16 protein-coding genes are annotated in these 18,750 nt (G+C 63.0%); 8 read left to right on the top strand and 8 right to left on the bottom strand.

Annotated elements, in window-relative coordinates; all coding sequences use genetic code 11:
* Positions 1 to 127 precede the first annotated feature (127 nt).
* From QMK17_RS09015 to QMK17_RS09030, 4 genes are all read right to left on the bottom strand, one after another.
* Complete coding sequence (locus QMK17_RS09015; protein ID WP_283508383.1) at positions 128 to 1,429, bottom strand: GAF domain-containing protein; 1,302 nt, start codon at positions 1,427 to 1,429, stop codon at positions 128 to 130.
* A gap of 47 nt (positions 1,430 to 1,476) precedes the next feature.
* On the bottom strand, positions 1,477 to 2,244 hold the full coding sequence (locus QMK17_RS09020; RefSeq protein WP_283508385.1) for an acetoin reductase: 768 nt from the start codon (positions 2,242 to 2,244) through the stop codon (positions 1,477 to 1,479).
* A complete protein-coding gene (locus tag QMK17_RS09025; protein ID WP_283508387.1) occupies positions 2,241 to 3,311 on the bottom strand; it encodes a 2,3-butanediol dehydrogenase in 1,071 nt (356 codons plus the stop codon). The genes QMK17_RS09020 and QMK17_RS09025 overlap by 4 nt, the downstream gene beginning before the upstream one ends.
* Positions 3,312 to 3,599: 288 nt before the next feature.
* A complete protein-coding gene (locus QMK17_RS09030; RefSeq protein WP_283508388.1) occupies positions 3,600 to 4,478 on the bottom strand; it encodes a LysR family transcriptional regulator in 879 nt (292 codons plus the stop codon).
* Between the two features lie 91 nt (positions 4,479 to 4,569).
* Between QMK17_RS09030 and QMK17_RS09035 the strand changes: the two genes are divergently transcribed.
* The 3 genes from QMK17_RS09035 (at position 4,570) to QMK17_RS09045 (ending at position 8,437) form a co-directional block, all read left to right on the top strand.
* Positions 4,570 to 5,286, top strand: coding sequence for an SDR family oxidoreductase (locus tag QMK17_RS09035; protein WP_283508390.1), 717 nt, complete (start codon positions 4,570 to 4,572; stop codon positions 5,284 to 5,286).
* A 102-nt stretch (positions 5,287 to 5,388) separates the two neighbouring features.
* The gene (locus QMK17_RS09040; RefSeq protein WP_283508391.1) at positions 5,389 to 6,516 is read left to right on the top strand and encodes a hypothetical protein; all 1,128 of its coding nucleotides are present in this window, start codon (positions 5,389 to 5,391) and stop codon (positions 6,514 to 6,516) included.
* Positions 6,517 to 6,613: 97 nt separating this feature from the next.
* Positions 6,614 to 8,437, top strand: a complete 1,824-nt coding sequence (locus QMK17_RS09045) for an NAD(P)-binding domain-containing protein (RefSeq protein ID WP_283508393.1) — start codon at positions 6,614 to 6,616, stop codon at positions 8,435 to 8,437.
* A 123-nt stretch (positions 8,438 to 8,560) separates the two neighbouring features.
* On the opposite strand, the gene QMK17_RS09050 is transcribed toward QMK17_RS09045, so the two are convergent.
* Positions 8,561 to 9,565 carry an aldo/keto reductase family protein gene (locus QMK17_RS09050; RefSeq protein ID WP_283508394.1) on the bottom strand — a complete coding sequence of 335 codons (1,005 nt, stop codon included), beginning with the start codon at positions 9,563 to 9,565 and terminating at the stop codon, positions 8,561 to 8,563.
* Positions 9,566 to 9,623: 58 nt separating this feature from the next.
* Between QMK17_RS09050 and QMK17_RS09055 the strand changes: the two genes are divergently transcribed.
* From QMK17_RS09055 to QMK17_RS09070, 4 genes are read left to right on the top strand one after another with little or no spacing between them, the layout of a single operon-like run.
* Positions 9,624 to 10,226 (top strand): dihydrofolate reductase family protein, encoded by a 603-nt coding sequence (locus QMK17_RS09055; RefSeq protein WP_283508395.1) that lies wholly within the window; start codon positions 9,624 to 9,626, stop codon positions 10,224 to 10,226.
* A 54-nt stretch (positions 10,227 to 10,280) separates the two neighbouring features.
* On the top strand, positions 10,281 to 11,891 hold the full coding sequence (locus QMK17_RS09060) for a sigma-54-dependent Fis family transcriptional regulator (protein ID WP_283508397.1): 1,611 nt from the start codon (positions 10,281 to 10,283) through the stop codon (positions 11,889 to 11,891).
* 52 nt (positions 11,892 to 11,943) lie between these two features.
* Positions 11,944 to 13,401 (top strand): aldehyde dehydrogenase, encoded by a 1,458-nt coding sequence (locus QMK17_RS09065; RefSeq protein ID WP_283508399.1) that lies wholly within the window; start codon positions 11,944 to 11,946, stop codon positions 13,399 to 13,401.
* Between the two features lie 11 nt (positions 13,402 to 13,412).
* The gene (locus QMK17_RS09070; RefSeq protein WP_283508400.1) at positions 13,413 to 14,522 is read left to right on the top strand and encodes an NDMA-dependent alcohol dehydrogenase; all 1,110 of its coding nucleotides are present in this window, start codon (positions 13,413 to 13,415) and stop codon (positions 14,520 to 14,522) included.
* A 68-nt stretch (positions 14,523 to 14,590) separates the two neighbouring features.
* On the opposite strand, the gene QMK17_RS09075 is transcribed toward QMK17_RS09070, so the two are convergent.
* Together QMK17_RS09075 and QMK17_RS09080 are read right to left on the bottom strand one after the other, a co-directional pair.
* A complete protein-coding gene (locus QMK17_RS09075) occupies positions 14,591 to 15,736 on the bottom strand; it encodes an acyl-CoA dehydrogenase family protein (protein WP_442972725.1) in 1,146 nt (381 codons plus the stop codon).
* Positions 15,737 to 15,807: 71 nt separating this feature from the next.
* On the bottom strand, positions 15,808 to 16,620 hold the full coding sequence (locus QMK17_RS09080) for an SDR family oxidoreductase (RefSeq protein ID WP_283508472.1): 813 nt from the start codon (positions 16,618 to 16,620) through the stop codon (positions 15,808 to 15,810).
* Between the two features lie 57 nt (positions 16,621 to 16,677).
* Here QMK17_RS09080 and QMK17_RS09085 point away from each other — a divergent pair, with 57 nt between their 5' ends.
* Positions 16,678 to 17,817, top strand: a complete 1,140-nt coding sequence (locus QMK17_RS09085) for an NADH:flavin oxidoreductase (RefSeq protein ID WP_283508402.1) — start codon at positions 16,678 to 16,680, stop codon at positions 17,815 to 17,817.
* Here the strand turns inward: QMK17_RS09085 and QMK17_RS09090 are convergent.
* On the bottom strand, positions 17,814 to 18,689 hold the full coding sequence (locus tag QMK17_RS09090; protein ID WP_283508403.1) for a LysR family transcriptional regulator: 876 nt from the start codon (positions 18,687 to 18,689) through the stop codon (positions 17,814 to 17,816). The two genes, QMK17_RS09085 and QMK17_RS09090, sit on opposite strands and share 4 nt — an antisense overlap.
* Between the last annotated feature and the right edge of the window lie 61 nt (positions 18,690 to 18,750).

Consider the following 18,750-nt stretch of genomic DNA (forward strand, 5'->3'; position numbering starts at 1 on the left):
ATGCGGCTCGGCGGTCTGTGCGGGTCCAATTGGTGCCAATTCCCCCCGCGGTGCACGCGCGACCCACGGTATGCGGATGCGGTTCCCGCCATTGCGCGCTTGGGTACAACCACATGTTGCTCAGCACTCACGGGTGGCGGAGCCGCCTGATCGCCGGAGCCGTCGAATGAGGGAGCAGCCTGCTCATGTTCTCCGGGAGCAGCAGCTCAATGGTGGCCGAGAAGTCGAATCGGTACGGCTGCGTCAGCACAATCCCGGATAGATGCTTGCGCAGACGAGACATCTCGGCCCGCACGGTAATGGCGCGGCCGTCGTCACCGAAGAGATCGGCAGCCATCTGCGCCGCGCTGCGCCCCTCTCGATTGACTGCAAGCAGGTAGAGGATCTCCGCGTGACGTGGAGTCGGTTCATGTGTCCACTCGCCGACTTCACTCCTGATGTGTACCCGAGCGTGTTGAGACTGCCGAAGATCGATGCTGACCTTGGTAGGATTTCCTGTCTCCGAGGGGCTTCCGTCGTCGTTCGCTCCGATGGGCCGAACCAGCCAGCCTCCGGGCAGCGGCTCGAAATCGCACACACCGAGCGTCGGCAACCAGAACCGGCCCGACGCCAAACCCTCGGGAAGAAGTATTCGATTACGCAGCGCGACGGATTCGACCGCGGCCACCCAGCCGTTGGAGTCCACTGCCAGCGCGGGGCTCTGCAGCCTTGCGAGCATCGGTGCCGCGACCGACCGCAGACGGTCCAGATTCTCCCGATGATGTTCACGCAGTTGTGATTCCGCCAATCTCGCGATCGCATCCACCAATGCGAGCGTCGTTGGATGAACGGTGCTGGCCGGGCCACTGACATCGACCGCGCCGATAACGTGCCCGGTGCGCGGGTCCTTGATCGGCGCACCGGCACAAGTCCACGGATGATGGCTACGTACATAGTGTTCGGCCGAGAAGATCTGCACCGCCCGGCGCGAGACGAGAGCGGTGCCGATCGCGTTGGTACCCACCGAATCCTCGGCCCAGCTCGCACCTTCGACGAAACCGAGGCCGTCGGCCCGGTCCAGGACCGATGTCGAACCGCTGCGCCACAGCACCCGCCCATGCCGGTCGGCGACAACGAGAATGTTGTCGCCCTCCTGCACCACCGATTCCAGACCGCGAGCAAGGTCGTCGAGGACGTCGAACAACCCCGATTCCCGACGGCTGAGCTCGAGATCGGACACGTCGATCTGCGGCGAGGAGACGCTTCGCTGCTCGGGATCGATGCCGAGTGTCTGCAGACGCCGCCACGAATCGCCGATTACCTCACGCGGACGAGCCGGGGATTTCCCGCCCGCCATCGTCGCGTCGTACACGGCAGTGAGAATCTGCGCGTAGCGGCGCGGATCCTCACCTGCCGCCAGCGCAGGTTCGGGTCCTGTCGACTGAGTCATCGCGGTCAATTGTGCTCCAGGTCACGTCGAGAGTCCAAAGGTGGTGGTCAGCGAAAGACCAGACCGCCGTCGATCAAGCCAGCCTGCCCGGTCATATAGTCCGAATCCGGGCCGGACAGGTAGGAGACGAACGCCGCGACGTCGTCCGGCGTTTGTGCTCGGCCGAGTGCGATCCCACCGACGAACTTGTCGTACGTCTCCCCCTCCGCCGCCCCGGTGAGCTCGGCGAAACGCTTGTCGATGCTCACCCACATGTCCGTCCCGACGACGCCGGGGCAGTACGCGTTGACGGTGATGCCGTGCGCCGCGTACTCCTTCGCTGCCGCCTGGGTCAGAGCCCGCACCGCGAACTTCGTTGCGCTGTAGACACCGAGCATCGCGAAGCCGTCATGGCCTGCGATGGACGACGCGTTGACGATCTTGCCCTTCTGGTTGAGCGACTTGAATTTCGCTGCCGCGGCTTGGATTCCCCACAGCACACCATCGACGTTGACCGCCCAGATCTTCTTCGTGTCCTCCGGGCGGACGTCGTCGAGAGGGGCGACCTGCGCAATACCGGCGTTGTTGATCATCACGTCTAATCCGCCAAGGGCTTCGTGCGCGTGATCTACGGCCGCGAATACTTGATCGCGGTCACTGACATCGGCGACGAACGTGGTTGCCTTGCTACCGATCTCACGAACCTCGTCGGCGACGCAGGCGATCTTGTGGTCGTTCAAGTCGACGAGCGCGATGTCATGCCCATCCTTGGCCAACCTCAGCGCAATGCCGCGTCCGATCCCTTGTCCGCCGCCCGTGACGAGTGCGACGGTCATGCCTGCGCCTCGCCGTGCAGCCCAGCAGCAGGATCGACGAGAACCTTCATCTTGGTGCCCGCGTGCAGGGCTTCGAAGCCGTCGTCGATCACCGATTCGAGGGCAATCTTGTCGACCCACCCCGTCGTGTCGTACGCGCCCTTGGACATCAGGTCGATGACGGCGTCGTAGTCGGCTGAGGTGTAGCAGAGCGACCCCTGAATGCGGGACTCGTTCATGACGATCTTCTGAAGCGGTGTCATCAGCGGCTTCTCGTAGATCGCCACGCTGATCAGCGGTTTACGGGCCCCGATGCATCCGAGCGCGGTTTCCACGGCGGGTTGAACACCCGCTGCGTCGTAGATCGCGTCGGCGCCGCGGCCGTCTGTCTCATCGGCGATGAATCCGGGAACGTCGATCGAGGTGGGATCCAGCGTCTTGGCGCCGAGCGCTTCGATCGATGCTCGACGGGTCGGCGACGGCTCCACGACGAAGACGTTCTCCAGTCCCTTGCCGCGCAGGGCGAACCACAGGCCGATACCGATGGGCCCTGCGCCGAAGACCATTGCGGTGTCGTCGGGTGTCGGTTCGCCGAGGGTCGCAGCGTGGAACGCGACCGACATCGGCTCGACGAGTGCTCCCAGCTCCAGCGACACGTTCTCGGGGAGGTGGTGAATCATGTTCGTCGGCACGACGGTGTACTCGGCCATGCCGCCGTCGGACATCAGTCCGTGGAAGCCGATCTGCTGACAGATGTTGTAGTTGCCTGCCTTGCACGGCCCACAGTGTCCGCAGCGGTAGAGCGGCTCGATGGCGACGCGATCGCCCACCTTCGTGCCGGTGACGCCCTTGCCGACCTCGGTGATCGTCCCGGAGAACTCGTGGCCGAGAACGAGCGGAAGCTGTTGATTGGTCAGCGGGTGAGGCTCGGTCGGGATGAAGATGGGGCCCGCGTAGTACTCGTGCAGGTCGGTGCCGCAGATTCCGTTGAAGCCGACCTTCACCTTGACCTCACCGTCACCGGGCGAGGGTTCCGGCACGTCGGCGATCTCCACCTTGTTCGGGCCGTAGTACACAGCTGCGCGCATCGATGCTCTCCTTTGTCGTTCGGCTCGGGGCCGATGCACGTATGTCTATGTGACCTGAGGCACATGACAACAGGGTTGCAGGGCGTTGCATCGCTGATCGAATCACGCGGCACGACCCCCAGCTGCTCGAGATCGTCGGACGGTCGTCGGCTGCATCGTTCGTCGTGGAGGCCGCAGCAATCTCCGAACGCTGTTCTCGCACAATTCCACACGTACAAAGCACGTGCGCTCGACGATACCGTCGTCAACGACGCGGACCTACCGGAAGCCGGGTTCTTTCGATCGGTTTCAGCTCATGTCACCATTGCCTTCCGATCGACCGACTTCCGCTGCCACACGGGCAAGAGCCTCTACGCTCAACATGGCATTGCGAGCCGGCCACGCGAGCACCGTGGTGATGACGGGAGCATCCAGAACGGGAACGGCCACGTGCTGCGGCCACTGCCACGCGCGGCTCGATGCCGGAATCACCAACAGAGCCTTGCCCAGTGCGACAAGCTGCGCGATCTCCGACTGCGTACGCACTTCCGGGCCCGGCCCTGTCGGGTAGGTGCCGTCGATGTTCGGCCATCGGGCCATCGGCAGATCCGGAACGTCCCGCACGTCAGCCATCGTCACCTCTGTTCTCGCAGCGAGGCGGTGGTGTGCCGGGACAATAGCCACCTGGCTCTCGGCGAGCATGTCCTCGGTGTCGAAACCTGCGAGATCATCGACTGGTCGGTGCATGATCGCGACATCGGCCCGGCCGTTACGAAGCAGGGCTGCCTGCTCACCGACCTCGCACAACAACACCTCGACGTCAGGGACATCACTGCGCTGCGCGCTCTCCGCAAGCAGTCGCTGCAGCAGCGCGTGTGACGCGCCGGCCTTCGTCGCAAGGGCCATCGGTCTCGTGGTCGTTCCGGCTCGTCGGGTCCGGTGCGCCGCAGCTTCCACGGCGTCGATCACCACGCGTGCTTCGCCGACGAGCACACGACCGGCGTCGGTGAGTTCGACGCCGCGGCGATCGCGCTCGAACAACCGCACACCGAGGCGGGACTCCAACTGCTGGATTGCACGTGAGAGCGGGGGTTGAGCGATGCCGATTCGGGTGGCGGCCCGGCCGAAATGCAGCTCGTCGGCCACTGCAAGGAAATACCGGAGCTCACGCGTTTCGAGGTCGGCCACAAGTCCCCACGGTACTGCTGATACTTCTGAGGTATCACATCAGAGGCAATCGGTCTTGGACACAACACGCTCACCCGCCCACGATGAGGGCATGAACGAAGTCAAGACAGCGCTCGTCACCGGCGCGAACAAGGGAATCGGCTACGCCATCGCACGTGGACTCGGCACAGCAGGGTTTCGAATCGCACTCGGAGCCCGTGACGACACCCGACGAAACGTGGCCGTGGCGCAGCTACGTGCCGAGGGGATCGATGCCTTCGGAGTTGCCGTCGACGTGACCTCGCAGGACAGCGTCACGGCCGCCGTAGCCACCATCGAGCGTGAGGCAAGCAGGCTGGATGTGCTGGTCAACAATGCAGGAATCGGCGGCCGAACCGACAACGGCGCGCAGGATCCGACCACGCTGGACCTCGATGTCGTGCGAACTGTGCTGGAGACCAACGTGTTCGGCGCCATCCGGGTCACCAACGCCGCCTTGCCGTTACTGACGCGATCCGCCTCTGCACGCATTGTCAACGTGTCCAGCAACATGGGTTCGCTCACCCTGCAGACAGGACCACCGATGGCCGCTTACGCACCGTCGAAGACCATGCTGAACAGCATCACCGCTCAATATGCTCGACGCCTGACGGAGACGAGGATCATCGTCAATGCATGCTGCCCCGGTTACGTAGCCACCGACTTCACCGGCCACAACTCGACGCGTTCTCCCGATCAAGGTGCCGCCATCGCAATAAAACTCGCGACCCTGCCCGACGACGGACCTCGAGGCGGTTTCTTCGACGACAACGGCCCCATCCCCTGGTGACATCAATAGGGCCGGGGCTGCAACCCCTCGCAACCCTGATGCAATGCTTGTGATCCAGCTCATAGTGACGGCGCACCATCCGCGTCCCTAGGAGAGCCGATCATGACCGCAACCGCAGGCGTCGAACACACCGCCGCACAACAAGTGTCACCGAAAGCCGAGTCGGGGAGACGATGGTTCGCCTTCGGGGTCGCAAATCTCGTGGTCGTCGTCGCGATCTCGGTCGCCACCTGGTACCTGCTCGCCGACCCGACCACGAGCCCGTGGAACTTTTACCCGCTCCCCTTCAACGCGGCACTGTTCTGGGCCATCCTGTTCATCGTCTTCATCGGATTCGATTGCGAGTTCGCCGGATTCGACCGGCTCGCCCAGCCCTGGCGCGGGCTCACGATCCTAGTGTCGACGGGAGTATTCGCGGTAGCGGTCACCTGGCTGCTCGGCAGCGGACTCGGCTCACTGTTTCCCGATTTCGCCGGTACGCGCGAAGGCGGTCTCGGTTACTTCGCCGGGGCGCTGTTCGTTCTCTTCGGCTTCGCGACGTGGGTGATGGTGGTCCTGAACTGGCAACACTGGCCCTGGACGGTCTTCAAGATGAAGCAACCTCTGATCGGTCTGTGCGAGATCGCCTTCGTTGCAGTCCCCACTCTCGCCTTGTATTTCGTGTTCGGTCTGCCGTCGGTGTCACTGTCGGCGACACACCCACTGATGACCGTCAACACCGTGCTCGGCTGGTTCTACTCGATTGTCGTCGCGGTCATTCTCACAGGTCAGACCCTCGACAACTGGCCATGGAAGCTCTTCGGTGGCGGAGGAAAAACGGCGATCGCCGCCACCGTCGGCAACGCGGTTCTCGGCACAGTCATCTATTTCCTGATGGTGCCGCTCGCGAAGATCTTGATTGGATCGACGGCAACCGCCGAACTCGGCAGCGTTGTCGACCAGTTCCCGGCGCAGATCGGTGTGTGCTGGGCATTCTGGATGATCTTCTGGGCCAATGGTTTCGGTAATCGTTTCGGCCCGTCGGTCCGGGCAGCGCTCACCTTCGTGCTGGCACTGGGCACATTTCTTCTCTACTACCGATTCGCCGCCCAACACATCCTGCACGAACCCGAGGTTGCGACCGGAATCAGCGGCAATGCATTGGGGTTCGTCGACTGGCTGGTCCTGTGGACGTTGATCTACGTCGTCGCGTTCCAGTCGCTCGGATTGAAGAAGCTGAGCCCAGCGTGAGCCGCATCACGTGCAACCCGCTGCAACCCTCGACGGTTCACCCGAAAGGGAGTGTGCTGGGTCACAGCACACGAACATCAGCGACAAGGGAGCCAGCATGACCCAGACCATCGAGCCGGTGGACGTCTCGCGCGTCCAGACCCCGCAGGAACGCGTCGACGCCTGGTTGGCGGACTTCGAGGCCGCGCTCAGTGCCCGCGACCTCGATCGCGTGGCCGCAAAATTTGCTGTCGACAGCTTCTGGCGCGACCTGGTCACCTTCACTTGGAACCTCAAGACCGTCGAAGGTCGTGACGGAATAAAGGGCATGCTCGCCGAGCGTTTGAACGATACCGATCCCCGGGGCTTCCACACCACCGAGACTCCCGACGAAGCGGATGGTGTCACCTCGGCATGGATCGAATTCGAGACCGCCACCAGCCGAGGAAAAGGCCATCTTCGCCTGAAGGGCGATGAAGGGTGGACTCTGCTCACCACGATGCAGGAGCTCAAAGGTTACGAGGAGCGCCAGAATCACACCCGCATCAAGGGTGCGGTCCACGGCTCCAACGCCGATACCCAGAACTGGGCGGAGAAGAAGGAGGTCGAAGAGAACGAACTCGGCTACACCGTCCAGCCCTATGCACTGATCATCGGCGGCGGCCAGGGCGGCATCGCACTCGGCGCTCGATTCCGGCAGCTGGGCGTGCCCGCCATCGTCGTCGATCGTGCGAACCGGCCGGGAGATCAATGGCGCGGCCGCTACAAGTCCCTGTGCCTGCACGATCCGGTCTGGTACGACCACCTCCCGTACCTGCCGTTCCCACCGAACTGGCCGGTGTTCGCACCGAAGGACAAGATCGGCGACTGGCTCGAGATGTACACCAAGGTCATGGAGGTTCCGTACTGGAGCCGCACCACCGCCAAGTCCGCCACATACGACGAGATCGCCAAGGAGTGGACAGTCGTCGTCGACCGCGACGGCGAGGAAGTCATCCTCCGCCCGAAACAGCTCGTCATGGCCACCGGCATGTCCGGGAAGAAGAACGTCCCGAACTTCCCCGGCATGGAGGACTTCGAAGGCGAGCAGCATCATTCGAGCGAGCACCCGGGTCCCGACGCCTATGTCGGCAAGAAGGTCGTCGTCGTCGGCTCCAACAACTCGGCTCACGACATCTGCAAGGCGCTCTACGAGACGGGCGTGGACGTGACGATGCTGCAGCGCTCCTCGACGCATATCGTCAAGTCCGATTCGCTGTGCGAAATCGCGTTGGGCGACTTGTATTCCGAGCGTGCAGTCGATGCGGGCATGACGACGCAGAAGGCCGATCTGACGTTCGCCTCGTTGCCGTACCGGATCATGCACGAGTTCCAGATCCCGGTGTATCAGCAGATCGCCGAGCACGACAAGGACTTCTACGATCGCCTCGAGAAAGCAGGCTTCCAGCACGATTTCGGCGACGACGGCTCTGGCCTGTTCATGAAGTACCTACGCCGTGGCTCGGGCTACTACATCGACGTCGGCGCTTCGGAGCTGGTTGCCGACGGCAAGATCAAACTCGTTGCCGGGCAGGTCGATCGGATCAGCAGGACCGGCGTCGTCCTCGCGGACGGTTCCGAACTCGATGCCGATCTGATCGTCTACGCCACGGGCTACGGTTCGATGAACGGCTGGGTCACCGACCTGATCGACCAGGAGACCGCGGACAAGGTCGGCAAATGCTGGGGCCTCGGCTCGGACACCACGAAGGACCCGGGACCGTGGGAGGGCGAGCAGCGCAACATGTGGAAGCCGACGCAGCAGGAGAACCTGTGGTTCCACGGCGGCAACCTGCATCAGTCGAGGCATTACTCGCTGTATCTCGCGCTGCAGATCAAGGCCAGGTACGAGGGCATCGACACCCCCGTCTACGGGCTCCAGGAAGTGCATCATCTGAAGTAGGCGCTTCGCGCATGTGAGCGGAAATACGTCCTCTGCAACGTATTTCCGCTCACGTGCGGGTCGCCGGCGCTGAGTGATAAGCGACACCGCGTGGTACCCAAGCACGCACGGGCGCGCAGCGCATCAAACCAGTCGAGTCTCCGGCGACCGTGTCTTTGCCGCATCGGTCTCGATCGAGCCGGCGAGGGCGTCGTCGATCTTCTTCAGCACATCGGTGTCCAACGTGACGTCGGACGCTTTGATGTTCTCGGAGATCTGCTCCGGACGTGACGCACCCACCAGCGCAGCGGAGACGTTGTCGTTGGCGAGCACCCAGGCGACCGCGAGCTGCGCCATCGTGATGCCCAGGTCGTCGGCGATCGGCTTCAGATCTTGCACTCGGGTGAGCGTCTCGTCGTTGAGGTAGCGCTCGATCATCTTGTCGCCACCCTTGTCATCGGTGGCACGCGAACCCTCGGGCAGCGGCTGGCCGGGCAGGTATTTGCCGGTGAGGACGCCCTGAGCGATCGGCGACCACACCACCTGCGAGATTCCGAGTTCCTTCGACGCCGGGATCACCTCGGACTCGATTACTCGCCACAGGGCCGAGTACTGGGGCTGGTTCGAGACGATCGAGAAACCATTCTCCCGCGCGAGCGCCTGTCCGCGGCGCAGTTGGTCCGCGGTCCACTCCGACACCCCGATGTAGAGCGCCTTGCCGCTGCGCACGACGTCACCGAACGCCGCGATGGTCTCCTCCAGCGGAGTCTCGACGTCGTACCGGTGAGCCTGGTAGAGATCGACGTAGTCGGTGTTCAGCCGACGCAGCGAGGCGTCGATTCCCTCGAAGATGTGTTTACGGGACAGACCGGTGTCGTTCGGACCCTTGGGCCCAACCGGAAAGTAGACCTTGGTGAAAATTTCGAGCGACTCGCGGCGGACGCCCTTCAGTGCTTCACCGAGAACGGTCTCGGCGGCGCCGTTCGCGTAGACGTCGGCAGTGTCGAATGTCGTGATGCCTGCGTCGAGTGCAGCGCGGACGCATTGCGTCGCGATGTCGTTCTCGACCTGAGAGCCGTGCGTGAGCCAGTTGCCGTAGGTGATCTCGGAGACTTTGAGGCCGCTGTTGCCCAGATATCTGTATGCCATGAGAAAAACGCTACGCCTACAACAATGACATTCGGCGTCGTCGATGGTCGGATAGGGCATGACACTTCGCGTGCACAACCTGGCAGTTTCGATGGACGGCTACGTCGCGGGGCCCGACCAGAGCCTGGAGAATCCGATGGGCGTCGGCACCGAGAGCCTGCACGAGTGGGTATTCAACGAGCACACACTCGCCGACCAACACTTCCTCGACAAGGGAACGGAGAACATCGGGGCGACGATCATGGGCCGCAACATGTTCGGACCCATCAGAGGAGAGTGGCCCGACGAGACCTGGCAGGGCTGGTGGGGAGAGGAGCCGCCGTACCACCATCCGGTTTTCGTGCTCACTCATTATTCGCGTCCATCGTTCGACATGGCGGGCGGCACAAGGTTCACCTTCACCGACGACCCGATCGAGGAAGTACTCAACCGGGCCATCGAAGCAGCCGAAGGCAAGGATGTCCGCCTCGGGGGCGGGGCCGAGGTTGTCAAGCAGTATTTGGCGGCAGGGCTCGTCGACGAACTACATCTGGCGGTCGTCCCCATCTTGGTCGGCGGCGGTGAGAGCATTTACGGCGGCTGGGACCAGAGCCGGTACGAACGCAGTTCGGTTGTCACCTCGTCGAGCCTGATGCACGTGGTGTACCGCAAAATCAAGTAACCAGACAACCTGCAGTTGCGAAGATCGCCCCACAACGACCCCGAGGTGGCTAACGTGAGGCCGAGTTGGTCGATTCGGATTCAGGAGCACGACGTGGTGCGTGAGCAGATCGCCTTGTCATGGCAACGCTCTGCCTCGAGCGGCCTCGCCCCTGGTCACTCCCTCCAGCAGTCCAGTCTCCGCGACGTCGATCGCCGAAGTCGGCTGCTCGCGGCCGCAAACCCGATCATCGACCGGATGGAAAGCGTGCTCCAAGGGTCCGGCTACTGCGTGCTTCTCGCCGACCGCGACGCCCGCCTCGTCGATTTGAGATTCGGAACACGAAAGCTGCGCGACGCGGTCTTCGGGGTCGGCGCCGTCGTCGGGCGCTCGTTCACCGAACAAGCCTCGGGGACCAATTCGATTTCGACGTCGTTCGAACTCCGAAAGCCTTTGGCTGTCCGCGGCGACGAACACTACATCGAGTCGATGAAGGGATTCAGCTGCTACGGATATCCGTTGATTCATCCGGTGACCAAACACATCGAAGGCGTACTCGACATCACTTATCTTGCCGCCGAGGACAACCCGCTGCTTCGTCCCATGCTCGCCCACGCTGCCCATGACATCCAGGGCAGGCTGCTCGAAGAAACTCGTAGCGGCGAGCAACGACTGTTCCAGGCTTTTCAGCATGCTTCGGCGCAGCGGCGAGGGGCCCCGGTCGTGGCGATCGCCGACGAACTCTTGCTCGAGAACACCAGTGCCGCCAAGCTCGTCGACTCCGTCGACCATGCCGCATTGCGCTCGCTCACCGATGACTCCATTCGCCGTAGCGGGGTTGTCGAGAAAGTGGTGCTGAGCTCGGGAGCGCGAGCGACGATTCGCTGGGAACGGCCGGTGTCCGGTGCCGGAATCGTCATCGAAATCGACATTCAGGAACAACCGCCCCGAACCATGACCGCGGCCGCCACCGTCAGGCCGCTCTGTGTGCTGGGAGAACCGGGCACCGGGAAATCGACGACGCTTGCTCGGATGACAGCTTCCCGGAACCCGCACTGGTTCGACGCCGGGGATATCGTCGTGTCGACTCCCGCCGACTGGCTCGGCTCGATCCAGAAACAGCTCACGGCAGGCGCGGACGTCGTCGTCGAGAACGTGCACCTGACGGACGGGCCCGTCGCCCATCGTCTGCATGCGCTGATGGCGTCGACCCGATCGTGGTTCGCTCTGTCGAGTTCCACTCGCGATACCACAGAGCCCGAACATCGACGTCTCCTTTCGCTGTGCACCGAGACGATCGAATTGGCACCACTTCGGTCCCGGCGGCATGAAATACCGGATTTGGTGCGCGTGATCATGGCTGAAATCGAGTCGCGCGCACACTTCACGTCGACGGCGATGAGCGCCCTGATCGACTACGACTGGCCCGGCAACATCGGCGAACTACGCGCGGAGGTCATCGATGCCGCCTCGAGGCGAACCATCGGCGACATCACCGAACACGACCTTGTCCGACCACGCAATCGGTCCATCACCAGCAGAATGTCCGCACTCGATGCCGCGATGCGAGACGCGATCGTGCACGAGCTCGCCCGGCTCGGTGGCAACAAGCGCACCACGGCAGAGGCACTGGGGATCAGCCGCACCACTCTGTACAAGCGAATGAAAGAACTCGGCATTCACTAGAACGTCCAGAATCTGTACATCCGCGTCGAGTGATCCAGGTCACGATCTATGCATGGATACGGATACAGCAATACATGCGGAGTCGTTGTTCATCGGCGGCGAGTGGGTACCGCCGAGTTCCTCGGCCAGGATCGAAGTGCGGTCCGCTAGCACCGAACAGATCATCGGATCGGTGCCCGAAGCACAGGAGGCGGACGTCGACGCCGCCGTGACCGCCGCTCGCCGCGCGTTCGACGATCCGGGCGGTTGGAGCCAATGGGAACCCGCCCGCCGCGCCGACGCTATGGACCGTCTCGCAGACGAACTCGAGGCTCGCGGTGAGCAGATTGCGCGCATCGTCTCGGCCCAGAACGGCATGCCGATCTCGATCGCGATGCAACTCGAAGCAGGCTTCCCGGTCGCGGTGATTCGCTACTACGCCTCTATCGCGAGGACCGCAACATTCGAGGAATCACACCCCCACCTCGGCGGCGGCACGACGACAGTTCGCCGTGAGCCGATCGGCGTCGTCGGCGCAATCGCACCCTGGAACTTCCCGCAGACTCTCGCCGCGTTCAAACACGCACCGGCTCTCGCCGCAGGTTGCACCATCGTCATCAAGCCCTCCCCCGAGACGGTTCTCGATTCCATCCCGTTCATCGAAGCCGTCATGGCCTCGGGGATTCCGTCAGGGGTGATCAACATTGTTCCCGGTGGCCGGGAGGTCGGCGCCTACCTCGTTTCACACCCGGACGTCGACAAGGTGGCGTTCACCGGCTCCACCGCAGCGGGTCGATCCATCGCCGAGACCTGCGGACGCTTGCTTCGCCCGGTGACACTGGAGCTGGGTGGCAAGTCGGCCGCGATCGTGCTCGACGATGCCGAACTCGACCTGGCGAGGATCGGCGAAGACCTTTTCGGTGCAACGTTTCTCAACAACGGCCAAACATGCTTCCTCGGAACCAGGGTCCTCGCGCCGCGGAGCCGCTACGACGAGGTCGTCGGCGTGTTCGAGGCATTCGCCAACTCGCTCGCCGTCGGCGACGCACTCGATCCGGCGACGCAGATCGGGCCGATGGCCAGTGAGCGCCAACGTGATCGAGTCGAGGGCTACATCGCGAAGGGCAGCGGTGACGGTGCTCGCCTCGTCACCGGCGGCGGCAGGCCGAGCGGTCTCGATCAAGGCTGGTTCGTACAACCGACGATCTTCGCGGACGTCGAGAACAACCACGCCATCGCGCAGGAGGAAATCTTCGGACCCGTGCTCTCGGTGATCCCGTACAGCGATGAGGCCGACGCGATCCGTATCGCCAACGACACCGATTTCGGTCTCGGGGGCACCGTGTGGACCTCGGACGACGACCGTGGCTACAACGTCGCCAAGCAAATCCGGACCGGCACCATCGGTATCAACCGCTACTTGGTCGATCCCGGATCACCGTTCGGCGGCGTCAAGGACAGCGGTATCGGCCGCGAACTGGGCCCCGACGCAATCGGCAATTTCCAGACAGTCAAGTCCATCTACCGGTAAAGGAACCCTTCATGAAGACCAAAGCAGCTGTTCTGTTCGAGGCTCACAGGCCCTTCGAGATCATGGAACTCGAATTGGACGGACCCGGACCCGGTGAAGTTCTGATCAAGTATGTCGCTGCGGGCCTGTGCCATTCGGACCTACACCTACTCGACGGCGATCTGCCTCCGCGCTTCCCGATCGTCGGCGGACACGAGGGCTCCGGCATCATCGAGGAAGTGGGACCCGGCGTCACCAAGGTCAAGCCAGGCGATCACGTCGTGTGCTCGTTCATTCCCAACTGCGGAACGTGTCGCTACTGTTCGACGGGCCGACAAAACCTGTGCGACATGGGCACAACCATTCTCGAAGGCTGCATGCCCGACGGCTCCTTCCGTCGCCGCGACAGCAAGGGAACCGAGTTCGGTGCCATGTGCATGCTCGGAACGTTCGCCGAGCGTGCGACGATCTCCCAGCACTCCGTCGTCAAGATCGATGACTGGCTGCCCCTGGAGATAGCAGTTCTCGTGGGCTGCGGCGTCCCGTCCGGTTGGGGAACCTCGGTCTATGCGGGTGGCGTTCGCGCCGGCGACTCGGTGATCATCTACGGCATCGGCGGTCTCGGCATCAACGCCGTCCAGGGCGCTGTCCACGCAGGTGCGAAGCACGTCCTCGTCGTCGATCCGCTGGAGTTCAAGCGCAACCAGGCTCTCAAATTCGGTGCGACACATGCTTTTGCAGATTACGAGAGCGCGCAGGAGAAGCTCACCGAGCTGACTTGGGGACAGGGCGCAGATCAGGCGCTCATCCTCGTCGGAACCGTCGACGAAGGCGTCGTACAGGCGGCGACGGCGGCCATCGGCAAGGGCGGAACCGTCGTCATCACCGGCCTGGCTGATCCGGCTGCACTGACGGTGCACGTCTCGGGTACCGATCTGACGTTGAACCAGAAAACCATCAAGGGCACGCTCTTCGGTTCCGCCAACCCGCAGTACGACATCGTTCGGCTACTACGCCTCTACGATGCCGGCCAGCTCAAGCTCGACGAGCTGATCACCAACACGTACTCGCTGGAGCAGGTGAACGAGGGGTACCAGGATCTGCGTGACGGCAAGAACATGCGAGGTGTGATTCATCTGTAGGCGACCTCGTCGCGTGTGAGTGGAAGTACGTCCCCTGCAACGTATTTCCACTCACATGCGCGGAGCGCCTAGCTGTACTTTCCCAGCTCCATCTTTGCGATCGACATCTTGTGCACCTCGTCGGGACCGTCTGCCAGACGAAGAGTTCTGATGTGGGCATACATCATCGCCAGCGGGAAGTCGTTGGTGACGCCGCCGCCGCCGTGGACCTGAATTGCCCGGTCGATCACTTCGAGGGCCATGAGCGGCGCCGCGACCTTGATGGCTGCGATTTCGGTGCGCGCTTGCTTGTTCCCGACGGTGTCCATCAGGTACGCGGCCTTGAGCGTCAGCAGTCTCGTCATCTCGATGCCGATGCGCGCTTCGGCGATCCAGTCTTGAATGTTCGCTCGCGTCGAGACAGGCTTGCCGAACGTGACGCGCGAGGACGCCCTGCGGCACATCAGTTCCAGAGCCCGCTCGGCGACGCCGATGGTCCTCATCGCGTGGTGGATGCGTCCAGGTCCGAGCCTGGCCTGGCTGATAGCGAATCCTTCGCCCGGTCCTTTCAGTACGTCCTTCGACGGGACCCGTACGTCCTCGAACAAGATCTCGGCGTGCCCCTCGCGGTCGACGTAGCCGAACACCGGCAGGTTACGAACGACGGTCACGCCGGGGGCATCGATCGGTACGACGAGCATCGACTGCTGACGATGCGACGCCGCGCTCGGATCGGTCTTGCCCATCACGATCAGTACCCGACAGTTCTTGTGCATCGCGTTGGACGCGAACCATTTTCGACCGTTCAGAACATAGTCGTCGCCGTCGAGAACCATGCTCATCTCGATGTTGGTGGCGTCCGAGCTCGCCACGTCGGGTTCGGTCATCGCGAATGCCGAGCGAATTGTGCCGTCCAGCAGCGGCTTCAGGTATTTCTCTTTGTGCTCGTCGGTGCCGAACAGCGTGAAGACCTCCATGTTCCCGGTGTCCGGCGCATTGCAGTTGCACGCCTCGGGTGCCAGCAGGCTTCGGCCCATGATCTCGGCGAGGGGTGCGTACTCCAGGTTCGTCAGCCCTGGCCCCCACTCGGGGTGCGGGTGGAAGAGGTTCCACAGCCCACGGGCTCGGGCTTCTTTCTTGAGGTCCTCGACGATCTGGGGCTGACCGTGCGGGTCGCCCAGCGCACGCATCTGCTCCTCGTACACGGCCTCCGCCGGGTAGATATGCGAATCCATGAATTCGAGCAGATCGGCTTCGTACTTCTTGCCGCGGTCGGTGGTTTCGAAGAACGACACGTCCAGTCCCCTCAATCGGTTTCGCCCAGAAGGGCCTTTTGGTAACGCCGCATGCCGCGGAGCCACCGGTCGTAATCTGCACCCTTGTTGCGGTACATGTCGAGCACAGTAGAATGCGGGAGAATCAAGAACTGCTCGGCATCCATCGCGGCGAGCACGATCTCGGCGACATCGCTCGGTTCGAGGATGTCGCCTGCGGAGAGAACAGCCTTGGTCGCAGCGGCGCCAAGCGCACTCCCCGATTCCTGGCCTTCGTACAGCAGCTTCGTATTGACGCCCATCGGACACAGGCAACTGACCCTGATACCACGATCGCCATAGGTAACGTTGAGCCATTCGGCGAATCCGACGGCAGCATGTTTGGTGGTCGAGTATGTCGCAGAACCGATTTGAGTGAGCAGACCGGCCGCCGACGCCGTGCTGACGAAATATCCTTCGCCGCGTTCGAGCCACTTCGGCACCAGCAGCTGCGCCGCCCTGATGTGTGCGCGGAGATTGACGTCGATGGACAGATCCCAGTCCGCTTCGCTTGCCTCCAGGCCCGGAGCGCCGCTGATTCCCGCGTTGGCGAAGTACAAATCGACCGGTCCGAACGTGTCCTCGGCGAATGCGATCAGCGCTGTTATGTCCTCGGTTTTGGATGCATCGCCACCGAGCGACACTGCAGAGCCGGTCTCCAGGTGCTCCGCAACCTTCGACGCCGACACCGGATCCAAGTCCGATACGACCACTTTGGCGCCCTCGGCAACGAGACGTTCGGCAAGGGCTCCTCCGATTCCGCCGCCTCCACCGGTGACAACGGCAACCTTGCCTGTAACCTTCATCACCCAGGTATAGCACGCGGAGGAATACGGTCAGCAGGCCGCGGGTTGGTCCCTGAGGTGACCGAAACGTACACCAGCACCTCAGTAACGGCCGGCTTGTTCACCCCGTTCGAGGTGAAATCCCTGAAACTGCGAAACCGGTTCGCAATGGCGCCGATGACGCGGGCGTTTTCACCGGGCGGCATCCCCCGCAGCGACGTCGCCGAGTATTACCGCAAACGCGCCGCGGGCGGCACAAGCCTGATCATTACCGAGGGGACGTTGATCCCCGACCCTGCAGCAGGCCCTGACACCCGCGTTCCACTTCTCTATGGCGACGACAGCCTGGCCGGCTGGAAGGGCGTCGTCGATGCCGTTCACTCGGAGGGTTCGGCAATCATCCCGCAGCTGTGGCATCTCGGTGCCGAGCGCGGCGCGGAGCCTCGCCTCAATCCTGAGGCGACCACGGTCAGCCCGTCGGGACTCGGTTTGGATGGCAAGCCCGTCGGCCGTGCGTTCACCAGCACCGATCTGGACGAGGAGATCCAGCACTGGGTCGACGCCGCAGTCAACGCGAAGTCCGTTGGATTCGACGGTGTCGAACTGCACGGAGCCCATGGCTACCTGCTGGACGAGTTTCTCTGGCAGAACACCAACGTTCGCGACGACCGCTTCGGCGGATCGCTCGAGGCCCGCACACGATTCCCCGCCCAGGTGGTCGCTGCCATCCGCGCCGAGGTCGGCGACGACTTCGCACTCGTCTACCGCTACTCCCAGTGGAAGGCCGGTCACTACGACGCCCGCATCGCGCAGTCGCCGCAGGAACTCGAACAGGTACTGACTCCCCTCGTGAATGCGGGTGTGGACGTGTTCCACCCGTCGACTCGTCGCCACTGGGTGCCCGCCTTCCCCGAACTGTCCGGTTCGGAAGGTGAACGTGGACTTGCCGGTTGGACCAAGGAGGTCACCGGACTACCGACGATCACCGTAGGCTCGGTCGGGCTCGACAAGGTGTTCGACGGTGCATGGGGGCCCGATGCCGCATCCGAGACCACCGGCCTCGAGGCACTGCTGGATCAGTTCGTGCGCGAAGAGTTCGACATCGTCGCCGTAGGCCGGGCATTACTCGCAGATCCCGAGTGGGTCAACAAGGTGGAGGCAGGCAAGCTCGACGAGCGGATCGCGTTCACCCGCGACCACATCACCACACTGAACTAGCCGAAGAAGCTCGTGCGCACTCGCGAGACCAATTCCCTCACCGCCGCACTCGATCTGGTCGACCAGACGAGGGCGAGCAGCGCATCGATGTCGACCCCGGTGATCGGAATGGCCACCAGGTCCGTGAAGTCGCCGGCCATCGACTCGCTGAGGATCCCGACGCCCATTCCGCGCGCCGCCAGGTCCGCGACGGCTGCGGGTGCGCTGGCGGCCATAGCGATGTCGGCGACCAGACCCGCTACAGCGCAGGCATCGTCGAACACCGTTCTGATTCCGGTGCCCTGGGGCAGGCACACGACGCGGTATGCGCAGACTTCACCGAGGCTCACCCCTGTCGCCGGCGCCAACGGGTGGCCTGGCGGTACACACGCTGCGAGCCCTTCGCGGACAATGACCAGGGAATCCATCCCTTCCGGTGTCTGCGCTGCCGTTCCGACGAGCGCCATGTCAAGGCCTCCGGCGCGCACGCGGGAAATGAGTTCGTCCGAATTACCCTCGGCCAGTGCGAGATCGACGCCAGGATAATCGGTATGGAAGTCTGCCAGCGCGTCGAATAACGGTGTGACGGTGCACGCCGTGACCATTCCGACGTCGATCCGCCCGCGCACGAGAGAGTTGACTTCGTCGATGGAACGCTGGAGTGCCGCAGCCGATTGCAGAGCAGCACGCGCATGGTCCACCGCTGCCTTGCCGGCGACGGTGAGTGTTGCCACGCGGCTGCTTCGATCGACGAGTTCAGCACCCACCTCACGTTCGAGGGCTCGGATCTGGGCACTGATCCCTGACTGGCTGATGTTCACCCGTTCGGCCGCCCGAGTGAAGTTCGCTTCTTCTGCGACCGCGACGAAGTACTCAAGCTGCCGAAGTTCCATAACTGTAGATTCTAGTTTGCATAAGAACAATCTGTTGGACTTCTAGTAAAGATGACTCCAC

Origin of the sequence: Rhodococcus sp. G-MC3 (assembly GCF_030063335.1) — a bacterium.
Lineage (GTDB): Bacteria > Actinomycetota > Actinomycetes > Mycobacteriales > Mycobacteriaceae > Rhodococcoides.

What these genes read in the sequence shown, in the direction of transcription:
- QMK17_RS09015 (WP_283508383.1), bottom strand. Translation starts at nt 1,429, where the DNA reads ATGACTCAGTCGACAGGACCCGAACCTGCGCTGGCGGCAGGTGAGGAT.
- QMK17_RS09020 (WP_283508385.1), bottom strand. Translation starts at nt 2,244, where the DNA reads ATGACCGTCGCACTCGTCACGGGCGGCGGACAAGGGATCGGACGCGGC.
- QMK17_RS09025 (WP_283508387.1), bottom strand. Translation starts at nt 3,311, where the DNA reads ATGCGCGCAGCTGTGTACTACGGCCCGAACAAGGTGGAGATCGCCGAC.
- QMK17_RS09035 (WP_283508390.1), top strand. Translation starts at nt 4,570, where the DNA reads ATGAACGAAGTCAAGACAGCGCTCGTCACCGGCGCGAACAAGGGAATC.
- QMK17_RS09040 (WP_283508391.1), top strand. Translation starts at nt 5,389, where the DNA reads ATGACCGCAACCGCAGGCGTCGAACACACCGCCGCACAACAAGTGTCA.
- QMK17_RS09045 (WP_283508393.1), top strand. Translation starts at nt 6,614, where the DNA reads ATGACCCAGACCATCGAGCCGGTGGACGTCTCGCGCGTCCAGACCCCG.
- QMK17_RS09050 (WP_283508394.1), bottom strand. Translation starts at nt 9,565, where the DNA reads ATGGCATACAGATATCTGGGCAACAGCGGCCTCAAAGTCTCCGAGATC.
- QMK17_RS09055 (WP_283508395.1), top strand. Translation starts at nt 9,624, where the DNA reads ATGACACTTCGCGTGCACAACCTGGCAGTTTCGATGGACGGCTACGTC.
- QMK17_RS09065 (WP_283508399.1), top strand. Translation starts at nt 11,944, where the DNA reads ATGGATACGGATACAGCAATACATGCGGAGTCGTTGTTCATCGGCGGC.
- QMK17_RS09070 (WP_283508400.1), top strand. Translation starts at nt 13,413, where the DNA reads ATGAAGACCAAAGCAGCTGTTCTGTTCGAGGCTCACAGGCCCTTCGAG.
- QMK17_RS09075 (WP_442972725.1), bottom strand. Translation starts at nt 15,736, where the DNA reads ATGGATTCGCATATCTACCCGGCGGAGGCCGTGTACGAGGAGCAGATG.
- QMK17_RS09080 (WP_283508472.1), bottom strand. Translation starts at nt 16,620, where the DNA reads ATGAAGGTTACAGGCAAGGTTGCCGTTGTCACCGGTGGAGGCGGCGGA.
- QMK17_RS09090 (WP_283508403.1), bottom strand. Translation starts at nt 18,689, where the DNA reads ATGGAACTTCGGCAGCTTGAGTACTTCGTCGCGGTCGCAGAAGAAGCG.